The following is an 18000-nucleotide window of genomic DNA, read 5'->3' as shown; positions in this document are numbered from 1 at the left end:
TATCGACCGCACCCTACAGGAGACGTTCTCGATGCTCGTCACGACACCGAAATCCCCGACAAGGCTTTTGCCGCTTTGCGCGGTGCTTGCGGCCCTCTGCGCAGTCCCCGCCGCCGCGCAGGACCAGGCCCCGACCGGCGAAGTCACGGGCGCCAAGATACTTAGCCATCCGAGCTGGTTCAAAGAGAGTTTTCTCGACCTCCCCGAGGACGTGAGCGAGGCCGCGGAATCCGGCAAGCACGTCATCCTCGTCATGGAAATGAACGGCTGCCCCTACTGCTACAAGCTGGTACAAGAGAATTTCGCGACGGCGCCCTATCGCGATTTCATCCAGGAACATTTCGACGTCATCGCCCTGAACACGAAGGGCGATCGCGAGGTCGCCGTGACCGAGGAGATGTCGATGTCCGAAAAAGAGCTCGCGGAGCTCTATCAGGTGCGCTTCACCCCGACCGTCGTCTTTCTGGACGCATCCAACCGCCCTGTCGCGCGGGTCAGCGGCTATCGCAATCGCGATGACTTCAAGGTCGTCCTCGACTACGTGCATGAACGCGCCTACCTGCAACAGACCTTAAACGACTATGCCGCCGCGAAACGCCCGAGCGAGGTGTACAGCTTCCGAGAGCATCCGCAGATCCAGAAGATCGACGATCTCGCGAGCGTCGCCGATCGCCCACTCGCGCTCTTGTTCGAGGACGTCGCCTGCGTGGCCTGCGATGCCCTTCACGACGGCCATTTGGCCGACCCCGAGATCCTGGAGATCCTGAAGGGTCTGACCCTCGTGCGCCTCGACACCCGCTCGGAGGCACCCATCATCGACCCCATGGGCAACGCAACCACACCAAAAGCACTCGCTGCGTCTATGGGTATCCAATACACCCCGAGCATCGTGCTGTTCGACCGGGGACGCGAGATCACCCGTATCGAGAGCCTGCTCTACCGCTACCACTTCGGCGGCGTCTTGGAGTATGTCGCCGGCCGCCACTACGAGCGTTACCCCGGCAGCCCGTTCGACTATATCGACGTGAAGACCGCCGAGCTCACGGCAGCGGGCAAGAACGTGTCGATCGCCGACGAGTGAGGCGCTCCGCACACCGCAGGTATGGCCGAGTCGGATCTCGGGCGCGACGCGCGACGCTGACCATTCGGGTCACATCGGCACGATCCATGTTCGGCAACTCACCGACAGCATTCGACAGAGGCAAGACATTACTTTTAAGTTCAAAAAGTTAGCTGCGAATTTTGATTTGGCTCGCGGAATGCTTCATCACGGCCGGAGCCACCGCTCGCGAGAATACGGCGACCGGGGCGCACGCAGAAGATTCGGGCACCGTATCTCGAACCCGGGAGGACCAGGCGCCGGGCGAACCCCGGGCCTTGGATCGAATCCACCGAAGTCGATCTCCGCGAGCGACGCGCACCATTGAGGAGCGACGGCCATGGTCTCCGTTTTGGAGGAGAGGTTTCCACATGTCATCGAACGCCTTCGACTCGCTTGGGGCGACCCGGACGCATTCGACGCGATGTTCTCCGATCTTATGCTCGACAAACGCGGAGACCGGACCGGTTGGCCCCTCGATGCCTGGGCGGAGCTGAATTTCCTTCAGTCCGTGCATCACTTGGCGTACGGTGTCGCCAAATATCGCGCGTTTCAGCCCGATCCGTTCGACCCAAGCTGGATTCGATGAGTGTCAACCTGAGGAAAACGAATCATGCAAACACTCGAGCACTTGCGCGTGCGGACCACTCTGGTGATGACCGGCGTCGTCATACTGGCGCTGTTCGGTTGCGGCGGTAACCTGGTCGCACCGGATAGCCTGATCGAAAAGCCGGGTGTGGAGGGTTTCTACAATCAGATCGCCGCCGCTTGCGGTCATCTTAATCTCGGCAATCAGCCCCTGAACTACGTCATCAACATCAGCAACGGCGACGACAACGACTATTTCCTCGACGAGACCAGCAAGCTCTATTACGGCCGCATCGACCGAACGACCTACGCGACCGACATCAACAGCTTCTTCCCGACGGGCACGAACACCCCTGCGTTGAACTGCATCTATGCGCAGCTCGACGAAGCGCCGCCGCCTTGAGCGCATCCGCCTGCTTACCTGCATCCTGTAACCTCCCGTCGGGTACCCGATCGTCGCCCGGTGCGGGGGCGTCATGAGCCTAGCGCATCCCGATCGCCGGCCGCGCTACGCCAGCCATCGCTACGACGACGACCTGCTCCTGAAGACACCGATCCTGCTCTGGCTCGTACTGGTCTTCCTGGTGCGTCATCTGCTGCTCTTGGGGATCACCTTTCTGCCGACGACCGGGGAAGAGATCGAAATACTACGCAATCTCGTGCGACCCGAGTTCATCTTCGCCGATCTCCCGGCCGCCCTCGTCATGGCAGCGGGATTCCGACGGCGGCGACCCTGTCCGAGCTGGGTGCGCCGGATCTGGCGACGGGCACGGGAGATCCTCACGCTGTCGATCCTCATATATCTCGGTCTCTTGGTCGCGACCTTGGCAGGCTCGAGCCTGCCGCTGCGCGATGCGATCGACGAGACTCTCTTGGCCTCGCTGCTACTGAGTCTCGCGGTGCCGTTCTATCTTTGGCGCTCGCGCCTCGTCGCGGATGTCGTTCGGGACTGTCCGGGGCGCCACGACGCGTGAAGCATCCCGACCATCCATACGAACATCAACCGAGCCACTGGAGCGTTCTGGCATCCGGGATCTGCGCCCTGGTTCTGACCTTGGGCGTGGCACGCTTTGCCTATACGCCCATGATCCCGGTTCTGCAAAGCGAAACGGGCATGGGCGAGGCACTCGCTGGCTGGCTGGCCGGTTGGAACTATCTCGGCTACCTGTCCGGGGTCCTGATCGTGAGTCGACTCCGGGATCTTCGGATCAAGGACCGGCTCTATCGCGGCGGTCTGCTCTTGGCCGTGATCACGACCCTCATGATGGCGATGGGAGAGTCGCCGATCCTCTGGGGCGTCAGCCGCTATCTTGCCGGACTGAGCAGTGCCGCCGGGCTGATGCTGGGCTCGGGTCTGATCCTCAACTGGCTGATCCGACATGATCATCGCAGCGAGCTCGGGGTGCACTTCAGCGGGATCGGATTGGGGATCCTGGTCGGCGTCCTGGTGGTCGCGGGCGCGGGTCTGGTCTGGTCCTGGCAAGGTCAGTGGCTCGCCCTGACGTTGGTCGGCGCCGTGCTGCTGATACCCGCGTGGCTGGGGTTGCCCACGCCCGATCGCGGTCAGCCGCTCACGCCCCGCCACCTCGGCGCCGCGCCAGAGCCCGGCGCGTCTTGGTTGTGGCTGCTCCAAGGCGCCTATGTCTGCGCCGGATTCGGCTATGTCATCAATGCGACCTTCACGGTGTTGATCACCGAGCAGCAGCCGCTTCTGCAGGGCTTGGGCGATTGGATGTGGCTCCTCGTCGGCGTGGCCGCGATCCCGGCGCCGATCCTCTGGGATCGCATCGCCCGGCGCTTTGATTATCTGCGCACGCTCCAGGTCGCCTACGGTCTGCAGATCATCGGGATCGTCCTGCCGGTCGTCAGCGGATCGCTCGTCGCCGCGATCCTGAGTGCCGCACTGTTCGGATTCACATTCATCGGCATCGTCTCCTTGGTCCTGACCATGGTCGGCGTGCGCTATCCCGCGCATCCGGCGCAGATCATGGCGCGCTTGACCCTCGGTTACGGGATCGCCCAGATCCTCGGCCCCGTCCTCGCCGGCGAGGTCGCCGAGATCAGCGGAACCTTCGACGGATCCCTGCTGGTCGTGGCAGGATTAATGGTGCTCGGGTTCATCTGTTTGCAGATCATGACCCGGATCGCGCCGAATCCGCCGACCGCACGATCGCCAACCCATCAAGGGCCGATATGACGACACGCATCCGCGCATCGAAACGCGAAATCTTCGGTTGGGCGATGTTCGACTTCGCCAACCAGGCCTATACGCTGCTGATCATCACGGTCGTCTTCGGCGACCTCTTCACGCGGGTTATCGTCGGCGATGCGCCGGATTATCGCCTCGGCAATCTGCTCTGGAGCCTGGCGCTTTCCACGAGCTATCTGCTGGTGGTGGTCTGCTCCCCCGTCGCCGGCGCCATCATGGATTACACGGCGAGTAAGAAACGCTTCCTCTTTGCGAGCTATCTCCTGACCGTCATCGCGACGGCGGCGCTCTATTTCGTCGCGCCAGGCTATGCGCTGCTCGGGGTACTGCTTCTGATCATCTCGAACTTCGCCTACTCGATCGGCGAGGCCTTCATCGCCAGCTTCCTGCCCGGACTGGGCCCGCCCGAGGATCTCGGCAAGATCTCCGGATTCGGTTGGGCGCTGGGCTATGTCGGCGGAATGGTCTCGGCGGTCTTCGTGCTGCTGGTCTTGGGCGATGTCAGCGCCGAGAACTTCGAGCGAATCCGTTGGGTCGGTCCTTGGGCCGCCGCCTTCTTCCTGATTGCGGCCATTCCGACCTTTTTCTGGGTACGCGAGCGCGGTCGGGCACGCGCCCTGCCCCCCGGCACCGGCCTCATGCGAATGGGCATCGCAAGGGTCCGCCAGACGCTGACCCATCTGCGCACCCATCGCGATCTGGGCGTGCTGTTCGTCTCGGTCTTCTTCTCGATGAGCGGTATCTACATCATCATCGCCTACGCATTCATCTACGGCGCGCAGGTCATCGGCTGGGACGAGTCGGTGCGGACGCTGATGTTTGTCCTGGTGCAGATCACCGCGGCCGTCGGGGCGCTCGGATTCGGATTCATCCAAGACCGGCTCGGGGCGTTGCGGACCTATGTGATCACCCTGGTCATGTGGATACTGGCGATCGCGCTCATCTACCTCACGCCGCTCCTGAGCGAGCTGGCGCGCGACGTCCTGGGACGCGATTGGCCGGCCCAGTACATCTTCCTGGTGGTCGGCTGCGTGGCGGGCCTGAGTCTCGGCGCCTGTCAGTCCGCTACGCGAACACTGGTCGGACTCTTCTCGCCGCTATCGCGCTCGGGCGAGCTGTTCGGCTTCTGGGGCCTGTCCATGAAGCTGGCCGGGATGTTCGGATTGCTTGCGATCGGACTCCTTCAAGTCCTGGTGGGCCTGCAGACTGCGATCCTCTTCTGTGTACTCTTGTTCGCCGTCGCCCTGGTTGTCGCGTTACGCGTCGACGAGCGTCGCGGACGCGCGGTGGCCGAGGCGCATGATGCCGGGGAGCTGGTTTGGTAGACCCCAAGCTCTCGAAACCCTGAGGTTCGTTGTCGTTGTCGTTGTCGTTGTCGTAATCGTAATCGACAACAATTGGATTCGTTGCTCGGGCCGAAATTGTGCTTCTTATCGTCAGCACAACCTACGAGACTCCAACGTTCCGTAAATCACCTTAAACCGCCTCGACTCCAACCTTCATGGGCGCTGCCACCCCGACCGACCCGTATCGACACCGCATGCCCCAATGGACGCGGTTTAAGCGCCGCTGATCTCGACCAGAACCTCGTCCGGATTCACCGCGTCGCCCTTGCTGACGAAAATCCCGGTTACGGTTCCGCCGATCGGCGCCTGGATCTCGGTCTCCATCTTCATCGCCTCGGTGACCAAGACCGACTGACCGGCCGTCACCGTATCGCCCTCCTTGACCAGCACATCGACAATGTTGCCCGGCATCGAGGTGGTGACATGACCAGGTTGGGTCGGCTTCGGCCGTTTGCCCGTGATGGCCTTCTTCACGGCGCCTTCCGCGCCGCCCGTCAGGACGACCTCGTCCAGTGTCTCGACGAGCACCTCTTCGGGGATGCCGTCGATGTCCAGATAGAAGTGGCGCTCGGCGAGTCCCTTGTGACCTGCGCCCGTCACCTTGACATGATAAGTCTCTCCGTGGACGGCGATATTGAACTCCGTCGGTGCAGCCTTGTCGCCGACGGCACTCGGCGGCGGCTCGAGCGGCTCCGGATGCAGGGTCCCGGCGGCGCGATGCTCGAGGAAGGCGCGACCGATCTCCGGGAACATGGCATAGGTGAGTGTGTCTTCCTCCGAGGTCGCCACCTCGCCGATCTCCTCCACGAGCCGTTTGAGCTCCGGCTTGAGCAGGTCCGCCGGCCGGCACTCGACGAGCTCCTCGCTGCCGATTGCCTGCTGTTGCAAGGTCGGATTGACACTCGCCGGGGCACGCCCGTAACGGCCCTGAAGATAGAGTTTCACCTCGTTGGTGATGGTCTGGTAGCGCTTCTCGGTCAGGACATTGAGCACCGCTTGGGTGCCGACGATCTGGGAGGTCGGCGTGACCAGCGGCGGATATCCCAGATCCTCGCGCACGCGCGGGATCTCCGCGAGCACCGCGCTCATCCGATCCAGTGCGTTCTGCTCCTTCAACTGGTTGGCCAGATTGGAGATCATGCCGCCGGGCACCTGATTGACCTGCACCCGGGTGTCCACACCCGTGAAGTCGCTCTCGAACTGGTGATATTTCTTGCGCACCTGATAGAAGTACATGCCGACCTCCTGGATCGCCTCGAGATCCAGGCCGGTGTCGTAGGGGGTCCCCCGAAGCGCGGCAACCATGCTCTCGGTGGGCGGATGGGAGGTCCCGCCGGCCATGGATGAGATGGCGGTATCGATGGTGTCGCAGCCATTCTCGATCGCCTTGAGATGGCACATGTCCGCCAGGCCCGAGGTGGCGTGCGAGTGCAGGTGCAGCGGCAGATCGACGCTGTCCTTCAGGGCCTTGACCAGATCGGCGGCGACAAAGGGCGTCAGCAACCCGGCCATGTCTTTGATGGCGATGGAGTCGCACCCCATCGCCGCCAGATCCTTACCCATGCGCACGAAACCGGGCACGTCATGGACCGGACTGACCGTATAGCAGATGGTGCCCTGTGCGTGCTTGCCGGCGGCTTTGGTCGCCTCGATCGCGGTTTTAAGATTCCGCAGATCGTTCAATGCATCGAAGATGCGGAAGACGTCCATGCCGTTCTCGGCCGAGCGCTTGACGAAGGCGCGCACCACGTCGTCCGAATAATGCCGGTAGCCGAGCAGGTTCTGACCCCGCAGCAGCATCTGCAAGCGGGTCTTCGGCAGCGCCTCGCGCAGCTTGCGCAGACGCTCCCAAGGGTCTTCCTTGAGGAAACGCACGCAGGCGTCGAAGGTCGCGCCGCCCCAGCATTCCAGGGACCAGTAGCCGATCGCATCCAACTTCGGACAGATCGGCAGCATGTCCTCGGTGCGCATACGCGTGGCGATCAGAGATTGATGGGCATCGCGCAGAATGACATCGGTGATGTTGATCTTGGGCATGTGTCGATCTCGGCTCGGCTCGGTTCGGTATTAGAGACCCGCATGCGCCGCAACAGCGGCGGCGAGGGCGGCGGCGATGTCTTCGCGGCGGCGCTTGGTCGAGTAGTTCAAGAGCTCCGGATGCGCATCCAGGAAACCGGTGTTGAAGTGTCCGGAGCGAAAATCCGGATGGCGCAGGATCTCTTGATAAAAGGGGATGGTGGTCCGGACCCCGTAGAGCCCCATGTCGCGCAGCGCCCGGTGCCCGCGGTTGACCACGTCGTCCCAATTGAGCGCCCAGACGATGACCTTGGCCAGCATCGAATCATAGTGCGGCGGGACGGTATAGCCGGTGTAGATGGCTCCATCGGTGCGCACGCCCGGACCGCCGGGGGCGTAATAGCGCGAGATGCGCCCGAAGCTGGGCAAGAAGTTGTTCTTCGGGTCTTCGGCGTTGACGCGAAACTGAATGGCGTAACCACGCCGACCGATCTCATGCTGCTTGAAGCGCAACGGCAGACCCGCCGCGATACGGATCTGCTCCTCGACGAGATCCACACCGGTGATGGTCTCGGTGATGGTGTGCTCGACCTGGATGCGGGTGTTCATCTCCATGAAGTAGAAGCGCCCGTCATCGTCCAGCAGGAACTCGACGGTGCCCGCATTGGTGTAGCCCACGGCTCGCGCCGCAAGCACCGCCAGTCCGTTCACATACTGGCGCTGTGCCTCGTCGAGCTGCGGCGACGGCGCAATCTCGATTAACTTCTGGTTGCGCCGCTGGATGGAGCAGTCGCGCTCGAAGAGATGCACGCAGTTGCCGTGATGATCCCCGAGGATCTGCACCTCGATGTGCCGCGGATTAACCACGCAGCGCTCCAGGAAGACCTCGGCCCGTCCGAACGCCTTGGTGGCCTCGGAGATGACGCGCTCGTAGTTGTTGCGCAGCGCTTGGGGATCGTCGCAGCGGCGGATCCCGCGCCCGCCGCCGCCCGAGGTCGCCTTGAGCATCACCGGATAGCCGATCTCCTCGGCACAGCGCAGCGCGGCATCCAGGTCTTCTAGATTGCCGGGGCTACCGGGCGTGACCGGGACACCCGCCTTCTGCATCGCGAGGCGCGCCTCGGTCTTGTCGCCCATCCGGGCGATCACCTCGGCGGTCGGACCGATGAAGGTCAGACCACGCCGGACGCAGGCGCTTGCCAATTCGGGATTCTCGGACAGAAATCCGTAGCCGGGATGGACCGCATCGCAGCCCGTGGCGAGCGCGAGATTCACGATGTTGTGGACATTTAGATAGCCAGCCAGCGGATCGCTGCCGAGGCTGTACGCCTCGTCGGCCTTCTTGACGTGGAGCGAATGACGGTCGGCGTCCGAGTAGATGGCCGCCGAGCGGATACCCATCTCGGCACAGGCGCGAATCACACGCACCGCGATCTCGCCGCGATTGGCGATCAGGATCTTTCGAAGCATTGGTTTGCCTCTGGAGCGGCCGGCAAAGCGGCCAAGGAAACAGGGCGAGATCGGCTCGCGTCTATGCTGCTGTGCAGCAATATAACGAATGCGGGGGATTCTGCAAGGGTTTCTATGACGGGATCAAACGTGCTTGGGCCGCTGCTGAGCACCGATCAGTTTCTGGGATCTCTCACGGAGACACGGAGACACGGAGGAAAGATCTCGGATTCTCCGTGTCTCCGTGAGAGTCCGGAATCCGATTACGACAACGACAACGACAACGAGTAGAGCCTTCGACCACTTTTCCTGGTTCCGGCTCTGCCGGTAGGTCCTTTTCCGGAAATCACCTAAGAACTCGGCCAGTAGCTATCGTCGAGCAGTTGGTCAATTGCATAGGGACAGTCAAGCGGAAACCTTGTATCGGGAAGCCCTGTTTCGGCGAGCGCGTTGCGACGGGCAAGCGGGTAAGCCTTGTGGACGAGCACCGACAGGGCCGGGTGCAGGCTCAGGCTATCTTCGAGGATCTCGGCAGCCGCCGCGCGCGCATTGTTGACCGAGAGCCGCCAACTCGGGCCCCGCAACCCGGGCTGAAACTGCCATTTCAGAAGGTGCAGCATCAGATTGCCCAGATGGCTCGTCAGGGACCGACGCTCACTTTTTCCCAAGTCATCCAACTCCTCGGCTAGGTGCAAGGCGTCCACCTGCGAGAGACGGCCTGCTCTAAGTAAGGCGGCATTCGCTGCAGCCCACCCGACGAGGTCGTCATCGTAGGCCGGATAGGGCGCCCGAGCGTCCTCCTGCACAAAGGGTTGCGGTCTCGACATCGCCTGGTCCCGAATCATCATGGTGACACCCACGAGTATGGTCGGCACCGATACAGCCCGTCAAACCACCGAAAATCCAGTTTAAATCCTCTAAACCGCGTCGACTCCGAGGTCTGGAAGTCGCTCCGAGCCCGCATCCCTATGAATAGATCGTGGGTCACACCGGACGCGGTTTAGAGTCTGCGAGAATCCGGTACGCCTCCGCCAGCGCCTCATCCCCGCCCACATTGCCCGGGAAGATCACCACCGGCAGATCCGGGTACCGCGGATGATCCTCCGGACAGCGCACTACCGAACAGCCGGCGCGGATCTGTCCGAGAACGCGCGCGGTGCGCAAGGCCAAGCCCTGGCTAAGGGTGTCGTTGGAGGTGATGCCGCCCTTGCTGATCAGGAAGCCGATCTCCTGCGGCAGATTGCGCACGATCTTGACCAGGAAGCCGGAGACCCGCTCGCCGAAGGCGAGCCGCTGGGCCGCGCTCGGGAAGCGTCGCTCGCCTCGGCTGGTGAAGAGCACGACGCCGCGTCCGTCCTGTTGGGCGATCTCGAGCCGGCCGAGGAGGTCCCTGAGCAGATCATCTTCTTCGGCGAGCAGGCGGTCCAAGTCGATCTCGACCGGTAGCACGTCCGTGTGATCGATGAGATGGCGAAGCTGCAGGGTCGACTTCTCGACATGGGATCCCATCAGGACCACGCCCGGCCGCCCGTCACGGACATAGGTCGACATGGCCGACGGGGCGACCGGCTGTGGCGGCAGTGCAGCGAGTGCTGTGAGCAGGCTCGCCGCGCTGCGAAACAGGAAGCGCTTGCCCTCGCCCGCCGCCGTCAAGACTTGACGGGCAAAGCTGTCGAGATCCGCCTGGCGCTCGGCGTCCACCACGCCGCAGACGTTCCCGGTCAAGGCACGCAGCCGCGGGCCCACGTCGCCGCGGACATCCTCCAGACCGAAACGCTCGACGGCCTGCGCCGCGATGCGCCCGCCGGTCTTCTCCTCCACATAATCGGGCAGAAAAGCGTGGCTGAACCCGAACACCGAGTCTCGCGCGAACTCGGTCTCGTTGACCGGCACCGGCACCCCGTCGACCATCAGATAGTGGACACCATCGCGCGTGACCCGCCCGCCCTCGAAGAAGGCCGGCACCAGGAAGTGGGCATCGAAGGGGCCGAGCTCCTCGGCGATCACATCGGTCTCCACCGGATAATGGCCGCGCAGGGTGGAGTCCGAACGGCTGACGATCAGCGGTTGGATCGTCCGGCCGCCGCCGGCGAGCCGATCCATCGCCGTGCGCAGGTTCACGCAGATCTCGCGCGTCACCCGTGCAGCCTCCGCGGCATCCATACCCCGGGTGTTGCTCAGCACGAAGAAGAGCGGCGAGGCATCGTCGAACGCCTCGATCAGGGTCTGCGGATCCCAGCGCGTCAGCAGCAGACAGCCGTGGACGGTCTGGGACCCTGTCGGGTCGTCGTCGATGACGATGATCTTGGTGTTTGGGTTGCTGGTCATGAGGGTCATCTCCGCCCGACGAGTATTGGGATTTTTGGCGATTTCCGGGAACAAGCACCCCAACTGAGCGTATCAGAAGGAGCCGTAGGTGCTGTAGGGGCGAATTCATTCGCCCCGACATGCTTCCGGTCTCCCGTCAGGCAGCGTTGTCGAGCGCGGGTTGAACCACCGCGATCAGCTCGCGGGCGCGCCGGTCGAGCGCCTCGGCGGTGATGCCGTTGAAGGCCATGATCTCGGCCGGGCTGGCCGTGGTCTCCCCACGCTGCCATCCGAACAGATCACGGGCGGCCGCGCGACTGCGCAGCAGCACCGGCTCCAAGGCGACCGTCCCGCCGCCGCTCACAGCGATCAGGGCATCGCCGTCGAAGAGCGTCTGGAAGTCGGCATCAGACATGAATCGATCGTCCGGCTCGGCCGAGTGGCGCCAGGCCACGTCACTCGGACGATAGAGCCGACGCGGGTTGACCACGGCGACGATGCGCACTCGGTACCCTGCCAGCTCCAGTGTCTCCTTGGCCGCGAACACCGGCAGCGCCACCATGTCACCGGTGACCGCGAAGACCACCGTCCCGGCCGCGCCATGTCCGGTATCGGCCAAACAGACGGCACCCTGCTCGATCGCCTCGCGCGCCTGCTCCGGGGTCGAATAGACCGGCAGCGCCGACTTGGATGCGATGATGCTGATGCACTTGTTGAGCTGCTCGGTCGCCCAGCCGTAGGCGGCCTGCATCTGGTTGGCGTCCGCCGGATAGAGCAGGTAGACGTTGCCGTTGCGCATCTGACCGCCGATGTAGTTCTCGATCTCCGGGCGCTGATGGGTCCAGCCATTTCGGCCCTGCTCCAATGCCCCGGCCGTGAACATGGTCACCAAGGCGGGGGTCTTGCGCCGCAGCTCCGCCATCGCCTGGCCGACGGTCTGCACGATCGGCCAACCGTTGATGGCGAAGCTCTCGTAGGACAGCCAGAGCGAACGCCCGCCGAACAGCGCCAAGCCTGCGGCGAAGCCGGCACAGGCGTCCTCGCTCAGCGGCTCGTAGACCTGACCGGTCGGGGACTGGTTGTAGAGCCCGTCCTCGGTCGGATGGCGGATCTTCAGCGCCTCGTTGATCGCCTTCATGTTCGACGCCTCGTTGCCGTCGGCGTTGGTCACCACGAACAGCGGATCGCGCCGACCCAGCTCGGCCACCATCTCGGCCATGGCGCTCGCCGGCACGGCCTTCTCGCCCACCGCAAAGGCGCGGGTCGGCAAGGTCCCGATGTCGCTCGGCACCCGCTCGGACTCGGTCACCGCGGTCTCGCCGGCCGGGCCGCCGCCGGCGCGCTGCATGTTGGTCCGCACCAAGGCCCAGGCCTCCGGGGCCAGCGCGCCGCGTTCCAGCGCGGCGGCGATGTTCGGCTTGGTCGCGTTGTCGCCCGGATAGAGATTGTGCGACTTGGCGCCCGTGGCATGCACACCCGCGCCCTTGAGCTGCTTGACGATGAAGCAGGTCATGGTGCCGCCGAGCGCGGAGGTTTCGGCCTCCTGCATGCCTTCGAGCACCGCACGGGTGAAGGCCGAACGGGCGGCGTCGCCGAACAGCGTGCTGTCGACATAGTCGCCCTCCTGCCCGGCATCGTCATAGTCCTTCGCATCGATCAGGATCACCCGGCCGAAGTCGTGCGCACGCCAGTAGGCCAGCATCCGCGCGTTGTCCATCAAGGAGACCATCGAATGGTGCTCCTGACTGAAGCCGTTCCAGATCAGCACCGGCAGGAAGTTCGTCACCTCCGGATAGGCGGTGTGGAAGTGCTTGAAAGCCGAAAGGATATAGGGCTCGCCCAAGCCGCCGTCGCCGATCGTCACGGGGAAGAGCGTCTCGCGATGCAGATAGGCCGCGGCCATCGCGAAGTGCTGGCCTTGGCCGAGCGGACCGGCCGGGGCGAGCAGACCGGGGATGGCACCCGAGAGGTGACCGAGCAGCCCGTCGCGCTCGCGGAACCGCTTTTGGAGCTGATGCATGTCGCTGATGCCCATGGCTTCAAGAGATCCATCCAGGAACATGGCGCTGTAGAAGCCCGGCGCGTGGTGACCGACCTCGGTCAGGATGTTGGTGTGCCCGAGCATCACCAGCGCCGCATAGGCATCGGCCGAGCTGGCAAAGCCGCCCGGATGTCCGGACTCCTTCGATGCACAGAGCTGCAGGGTCGTGTAGCGCAGTGCATCGGCCATCAGCCGGGTCTGATAGACCGCCGCCTCGTCGATCTCCTCGATCCGATGGGCGCCCTCGACGATCGCCGGGCGTGTGCCGAGGCGCTCGAAGTCGGGCGGCAGGTTGGCGAAGTGCAGCACGCCGTTGCAGAAATCGGATGTCGTCGTCCGGGCAGGGGTGATGGCGGATGCAGTCATGATGTCTCTCCTCGTTTTTCGTCGTTTCTGGTCGGTTGTCGCGGCGGGCGGGAACGCATGCGCCGCGGCGTTGGGTGCAAACTAGAAACGCGGAGGGGATTCCGCAATAGGTAATCTATTTCACAATACGGAATATTTCTCGCGAGCGAGAAATATTATTTTAAAATCATATACTTGATATAAATTTGCTCGGAAAACGTCTGCCGATATTTGATTTCACAATGCAAAATATTGGGATTTCGACGGCCCGGCTCCTTCTTTCGATTCCAAACAGACCGCTGATTCCGACAATTCCCGCAAGCCCCGTCGCCGCCTGCGAGGTACCATCCAAAACGCGTTTCGTAGAAGCAGCACTCCCCGGGATAGACGACTTGCAGTCGTCCTTTTTTAAGCGTCCTGAGTGCCGGCGGGGTCGCGGCTCTACCCGACGCTCTAGGGCTGCCGGGTCGGCCGAAGAGGACGACTGCAAGTCGTCTATCCCGGGAGGTGTCGCCGCTTCGCGACGACCGTTGGCGGCACTTCCGGCGGAGTCGTCTGCGCAGTGGGATGTTGATTCCCGGAAATCGCCTAAAGAATTCGAAATCTCTAAACCGCGTCACCGACAGAGGCCGCAGGATGCTGCGACACCAAACCCAACCCCGAACCAACACATATCCCGCATGACGCGGTTGACATGAACGGGATCTTCTTCGGCATCGTCCTGATCGGCTTCCTCGCGACGGCTTGGCGCGAGCTGACCCTACCCGTCGTCGAGGATGCACAGACGCCCATGGCCGTGCTGTCGAGCGAGATGCTGGCGGCGGCAACCGGTGCGGTGGAGTTGGCCATCGGCCTGGTCGGGGTGATGACGCTCTTTCTCGGACTGATGAAGGTCGCGGAGGCCGGCGGCATGCTCGTCGTCATCGCGCGCCTGATCCGCCCGCTGATGACGCGCCTCTTTCCGGAGGTGCCGCCCGACCATCCGGCGATGGGTGCCATGATCCTGAACATGTCGGCCAACGCCCTCGGGCTGGGCAATGCCGCGACGCCCTTCGGTATTCGCGCGATGCAGGAGCTCGATAAGCTCAATACGCGACCCGGCACGGCGACCAACTCGATGGCGCTCTTCCTTGCCATCAACACCTCGAGCGTCACCCTGCTGCCGACCGGCGTGATCGCGCTGCGTGCCGCAGCGGGGTCGAGCGATCCGGCCGGGATCCTGCCGACAACACTCTTCGCGACACTCTGCTCGACCGCCGCCGCCATCCTGGCGGCCCGGCTCTATCAGCGCTTCGCGCCTGTCGGACCGCCCGAGCCAACCGCTCCGATCCCGGAAGCGATTCCGGCCGAACGCGAGGCGGTCGGTGTCGATCCATCCGCCGACCTACCTGCCGATCCGGGCGCCTATCCCGTGTGGGTCTCGATCCTGGCCTTGGGCGGCGTGGTCGCGCTCATCCCGGCCGCGATCCTCTGGGGCGAACGCGTCTCGCCCTGGATCGTGCCCTCGCTGATGCTGGGATTTCTGCTGTTCGGTGTGCTGCGCGGCGTGCGTGTCTACGAGGTCTTCGTGGAAGGGGCACAAGAGGGCTTTCAGGTCGCGCTGCGGATCATTCCCTATCTGGTCGCCATCCTGGTCGCGGTCGCCATGTTCCGCGCGAGCGGTGCGCTGGACGTGCTGGTCAACCTGCTCGGCGGCTTTACCTCGCGCGTCGGCCTGCCTGCCGAGGCCCTGCCGATGGCCCTGCTGCGCCCGTTGTCGGGCTCCGGCGCTTACGGCGTCATGGCCTCCATCATCAACGACCCCGCCATCGGCCCGGACAGCTATGTCGGCTATCTGGTCTCGACCCTACAGGGCTCGACCGAAACCACCTTCTACGTGCTCGCGGTCTATTTCGGCGCCGTGCGGATCCGGCGGATTCGCCACACCCTGGCCGCGGCACTGACCGCCGATGTGGTTGCGATCATCGCGGCGGTGGCCGCCTGTTCGTTTCTTTTCGCGGCCCTCTAACTCAAGCGTCGGCATCGCGGTCCTGCCGCAGGTAGATGCTGAGCGCCGCTTGATCGATACCAAAGTAGTTCAATAGCGCCTTGATCTGATCCCTCAGGTGATTTGCCGAGAGGTTGACCTCGGCTTGGATCCCGGAGGGAAGGGCCATGGCCGCTCGGAGCGCAACAGGATCACGCGTAAAGTAAGGATTGCCCCGGCGCGTGGTGAAGGCCGGCTCATCGGGAAGGCGAGAGAACCGCTCGGGGTCATGTCGCGCCAGGTGAAGGCAAATCAGCTCGTATAGGCGCCGCCAAGTGGTTACGCCGGATTGCGCCTCATCGCCAAGCCGATAGCCATAGGGGCGCTTGTAAGTGAAGTCCTCTTCAAGGCTGTGGGGCTCTCGCCGATCGAGATCACGGACGATACCGTCACGCGTGTGCGCCGGCTCGCCCCTGGACGAGGCAGGCTCGGCGAGGTCGATAGCAGTGAACTGTTGCACCAGCGTCGAGAGCTCGCCCGCCAGTTGGTCGAACGCCGCCATCTTGGCGTTGTATGCCTTTTTGAAGGCAACACCTTCATCTAAGGCGTGGCTGTCGTTGTGGTCGATGCTGCTCCAAATATCGTCGGACAGGGCGAGCAGATCCTCGCGAACCTGTTCCAGTTGCTCCAAGATTCCACGTATCCGGCGGTCTGTCACGGTTTGTCATGCTCCTTTGCGAGTGTCGTTACGCGTGCGCGCTCAGTCAGAATGTCCGCCAGCCCGCTCCCCGGCGAGACGTAAGGGGTGAGTAACTCGGCCGCCAGGGCGAGAACCAGCCGATTGCGTTCCAATGCGGTCGCGCGGGTTGTGCGCCGGACGCGGTCCGGATATGTCGTTAGGACAAGCATGTTGCCGTTCGCCAGCGGCTCGCGCTCCGTCTGCGGTGGACGGTACTCGCGCATCCCGCGCGCCAGTATCTTCACGACGCGGCCATTGCGCCGCAGCACCGAGCGCAGGACTTGCTGCTCCAACGGCGAGTGGAAGCCGCTCAGGATGATCCGCTGATCCCGCACCCACTGGGGAATCAGTTCCAGGGTGTCCAGAAGAACGCGGCCTGGGCAGTCTCGGGAGACGAGCAGGCCAAGCAAGGGTTCTTCGAGCAAGGCAGTGTTGCCGACAGCGCGCAGGTGGTCGGGTTTCATGCCGGTGAGCAGTTGGCTTGCTCGCACGGGAAAAGGGATCGGTGTCGGGGTCAAGGGTCTTGCAATCCAGCGGTTTCCGGGGCCGAACGGATAATGGAAATGTCAACATAACATTGATAATAATAATTTTTTTTCATTCTTCGTCGCCATTATCCAGCGGTGAAGATAATGGAGTCTCTGCGTCGGCGTCGCTGTCCGGGACGGGTTTACGGTACGCGGTGTGACGCTTGCCGCCGGAGTCGTCACGCAACAGCACACCCTGCTCGACCCAGCGCTTGAGCATCTTGGATGCCTTGAGTGTGTCGACTCCCGCGATTTGGCACAGGTCGCTGTTGGCCAACGGGCCGTTGCGGTCGATCCAGTCGCTCACCTGCTCCCAGACGATAGTCGCGGTGGATCACGGCGTTGGTGATGGCCTCTTTGATCACCCGCTCCGGATAACGATGGACCGTCTTGAAACCGGATGCGGCGAGGGTCAACCCAGCCGCTAGTGAGTCCAGTACATAGGCGCTGGCCCGGGCGATCTGCGCGGGCAGGGGTCCGGAAATCGTCTTAGGCGGCTTCAGCAGGTTGGGTACCGAGCCGGGTTCGACGCGATTGCCTCTGTAGTGGAACACGCGCACGTCGGCCCGTGTCTGCTGGGCCGCCAGAAGACCGCCGGGCTCCTCGGCGAACAACAACACCGCGGCGCGTACCGGTTGCAGTTCCCCCGCGATCCGCTTTGCGAGCCCGATTCGAAACATCCGGTCCGCCAGGTCGCCGGTGAGAAAGCCCCGGTTGGTCGCAAAACGCTGCCAGGTCTCGGTCTCCAGCAACTCGAACGGCACGGGAACGGGCTCCGATTCGGCCGTGATGACGCCTCGACGGTAGGCCAGCTCGGTGATCTCGGAGGCGGTCATTTCCCGGTTGCTGGCATCCAACCGGGTCCAGGTGCCGTTGTCCAGAATGGAATGCACCTTGGGGCTTTGCGGCACACGGAGGAGCATCACATGGCCCTCCGTCCCGTCGCGTAACCGACACGCGACCCTGACCCAACGCAGACCGTCCAAAGCCGGGAGCAAGTGGGTGAGTGTCTTGCGACGCAACTCGTCGACCGCCTCCGGATTCTCCGCCAGTCCATAGAGCCGGTCGGCACCCTTTGCCTTGGCGGTATCCTCTAGCCCAAGGGCGAGGGTGCCTCCGGAGGTATTGGCAAAGGCACAGACCGTTTCGAGGGCCTTGCCGACCATCTTTCCCGAGACCCGCTTGGACTCGAAGCGGGCTGTTTCCGACTGAATCAGCAGCTTGGCGATCAGGGTTTCCGCCCGAGGACCGGCGTGCTCATCCATCGCTTGGGCTCCCGAGCAGAAAAGCGCTTTCGCAGGAATCCCAACTCTGGAAGGGACAGTTGATTCGGCCAATCAGAAGGATATGGAAGCAACGAGCCATGGG

General features: G+C 63.4%; 15 protein-coding genes. 7 read left to right on the top strand and 8 right to left on the bottom strand.

Translation table 11 applies throughout. The features are described from left to right. Positions 1-31 precede the first annotated feature (31 nt). From AADX97_RS16000 to AADX97_RS15975, 6 genes are all read left to right on the top strand, one after another. Positions 32-1081 (top strand): thioredoxin family protein, encoded by a 1050-nt coding sequence (locus AADX97_RS16000; RefSeq protein WP_374231737.1) that lies wholly within the window; start codon positions 32-34, stop codon positions 1079-1081. Between the two features lie 358 nt (positions 1082-1439). Then, positions 1440-1688, top strand: coding sequence for a hypothetical protein (locus AADX97_RS15995; RefSeq protein ID WP_374231736.1), 249 nt, complete (start codon positions 1440-1442; stop codon positions 1686-1688). A gap of 24 nt (positions 1689-1712) precedes the next feature. Next, entirely contained in the window at positions 1713-2090 is a 378-nt protein-coding gene (locus AADX97_RS15990; protein WP_374231734.1) for a hypothetical protein, read from the top strand. Between the two features lie 73 nt (positions 2091-2163). After that, positions 2164-2661, top strand: coding sequence for a DUF2919 family protein (locus AADX97_RS15985; RefSeq protein WP_374231732.1), 498 nt, complete (start codon positions 2164-2166; stop codon positions 2659-2661). Beyond that, positions 2658-3884 (top strand): YbfB/YjiJ family MFS transporter, encoded by a 1227-nt coding sequence (locus tag AADX97_RS15980; protein WP_374231731.1) that lies wholly within the window; start codon positions 2658-2660, stop codon positions 3882-3884. Before AADX97_RS15985 ends, AADX97_RS15980 begins: the two co-directional genes overlap by 4 nt. Beyond that, positions 3881-5221, top strand: a complete 1341-nt coding sequence (locus AADX97_RS15975; RefSeq protein WP_374231730.1) for an MFS transporter — start codon at positions 3881-3883, stop codon at positions 5219-5221. Before AADX97_RS15980 ends, AADX97_RS15975 begins: the two co-directional genes overlap by 4 nt. A gap of 234 nt (positions 5222-5455) precedes the next feature. Here the strand turns inward: AADX97_RS15975 and oadA are convergent, their stop codons facing one another. The 5 genes from oadA to AADX97_RS15950 all read right to left on the bottom strand — a co-directional run bounded on the left by oadA (position 5456) and on the right by AADX97_RS15950 (position 13421). Further along, the gene (gene oadA / locus AADX97_RS15970) at positions 5456-7279 is read right to left on the bottom strand and encodes a sodium-extruding oxaloacetate decarboxylase subunit alpha (protein WP_374231729.1); all 1824 of its coding nucleotides are present in this window, start codon (positions 7277-7279) and stop codon (positions 5456-5458) included. Positions 7280-7309: 30 nt separating this feature from the next. Further along, the gene (locus AADX97_RS15965; protein ID WP_374231728.1) at positions 7310-8728 is read right to left on the bottom strand and encodes an acetyl-CoA carboxylase biotin carboxylase subunit; all 1419 of its coding nucleotides are present in this window, start codon (positions 8726-8728) and stop codon (positions 7310-7312) included. A 329-nt stretch (positions 8729-9057) separates the two neighbouring features. Then, positions 9058-9534 carry a DUF29 domain-containing protein gene (locus AADX97_RS15960; RefSeq protein ID WP_374231727.1) on the bottom strand — a complete coding sequence of 159 codons (477 nt, stop codon included), beginning with the start codon at positions 9532-9534 and terminating at the stop codon, positions 9058-9060. Positions 9535-9691: 157 nt separating this feature from the next. Then, a complete protein-coding gene (locus AADX97_RS15955) occupies positions 9692-11035 on the bottom strand; it encodes a four-carbon acid sugar kinase family protein (RefSeq protein WP_374231726.1) in 1344 nt (447 codons plus the stop codon). A gap of 136 nt (positions 11036-11171) precedes the next feature. Beyond that, positions 11172-13421: a phosphoketolase gene (locus AADX97_RS15950; protein WP_374231724.1), complete on the bottom strand. Its 2250-nt coding sequence runs from the start codon at positions 13419-13421 to the stop codon at positions 11172-11174. Between the two features lie 673 nt (positions 13422-14094). Here AADX97_RS15950 and AADX97_RS15945 point away from each other — a divergent pair. After that, a complete protein-coding gene (locus tag AADX97_RS15945) occupies positions 14095-15408 on the top strand; it encodes a nucleoside recognition domain-containing protein (RefSeq protein ID WP_374231723.1) in 1314 nt (437 codons plus the stop codon). 1 nt (position 15409) lies between these two features. Here AADX97_RS15945 and AADX97_RS15940 read toward each other — a convergent pair whose 3' ends face one another. From AADX97_RS15940 to AADX97_RS15930, 3 genes are all read right to left on the bottom strand, one after another. Further along, complete coding sequence (locus AADX97_RS15940) at positions 15410-16057, bottom strand: hypothetical protein (RefSeq protein ID WP_374231722.1); 648 nt, start codon at positions 16055-16057, stop codon at positions 15410-15412. 23 nt (positions 16058-16080) lie between these two features. Then, positions 16081-16596: a DNA-processing protein DprA gene (locus AADX97_RS15935; protein ID WP_374238950.1), complete on the bottom strand. Its 516-nt coding sequence runs from the start codon at positions 16594-16596 to the stop codon at positions 16081-16083. 215 nt (positions 16597-16811) lie between these two features. Beyond that, positions 16812-17897, bottom strand: a complete 1086-nt coding sequence (locus AADX97_RS15930) for a helix-turn-helix domain-containing protein (RefSeq protein WP_374231720.1) — start codon at positions 17895-17897, stop codon at positions 16812-16814. Between the last annotated feature and the right edge of the window lie 103 nt (positions 17898-18000).

Origin of the sequence: Thiocapsa sp. C2-2m, assembly GCF_041903745.1 — a bacterium.
In the GTDB taxonomy this organism is placed as follows: Bacteria; Pseudomonadota; Gammaproteobacteria; order Chromatiales; family Chromatiaceae; genus Thiocapsa; species Thiocapsa roseilacustris.
Note: the sequence above shows the minus strand (reverse complement) of the source record. Positions and strands in the feature narration are given on the sequence as shown.

Excerpts from the sequence above, each read along its gene's own strand:
- AADX97_RS16000 (WP_374231737.1), top strand. The coding sequence starts at position 32 with ATGCTCGTCACGACACCGAAATCCCCGACAAGGCTTTTGCCGCTTTGC.
- AADX97_RS15995 (WP_374231736.1), top strand. The coding sequence starts at position 1,440 with ATGGTCTCCGTTTTGGAGGAGAGGTTTCCACATGTCATCGAACGCCTT.
- AADX97_RS15990 (WP_374231734.1), top strand. The coding sequence starts at position 1,713 with ATGCAAACACTCGAGCACTTGCGCGTGCGGACCACTCTGGTGATGACC.
- AADX97_RS15985 (WP_374231732.1), top strand. The coding sequence starts at position 2,164 with ATGAGCCTAGCGCATCCCGATCGCCGGCCGCGCTACGCCAGCCATCGC.
- AADX97_RS15975 (WP_374231730.1), top strand. The coding sequence starts at position 3,881 with ATGACGACACGCATCCGCGCATCGAAACGCGAAATCTTCGGTTGGGCG.
- oadA (WP_374231729.1), bottom strand. The coding sequence starts at position 7,279 with ATGCCCAAGATCAACATCACCGATGTCATTCTGCGCGATGCCCATCAA.
- AADX97_RS15965 (WP_374231728.1), bottom strand. The coding sequence starts at position 8,728 with ATGCTTCGAAAGATCCTGATCGCCAATCGCGGCGAGATCGCGGTGCGT.
- AADX97_RS15960 (WP_374231727.1), bottom strand. The coding sequence starts at position 9,534 with ATGTCGAGACCGCAACCCTTTGTGCAGGAGGACGCTCGGGCGCCCTAT.
- AADX97_RS15955 (WP_374231726.1), bottom strand. The coding sequence starts at position 11,035 with ATGACCAGCAACCCAAACACCAAGATCATCGTCATCGACGACGACCCG.
- AADX97_RS15950 (WP_374231724.1), bottom strand. The coding sequence starts at position 13,421 with ATGACTGCATCCGCCATCACCCCTGCCCGGACGACGACATCCGATTTC.
- AADX97_RS15945 (WP_374231723.1), top strand. The coding sequence starts at position 14,095 with ATGAACGGGATCTTCTTCGGCATCGTCCTGATCGGCTTCCTCGCGACG.
- AADX97_RS15930 (WP_374231720.1), bottom strand. The coding sequence starts at position 17,897 with ATGGATGAGCACGCCGGTCCTCGGGCGGAAACCCTGATCGCCAAGCTG.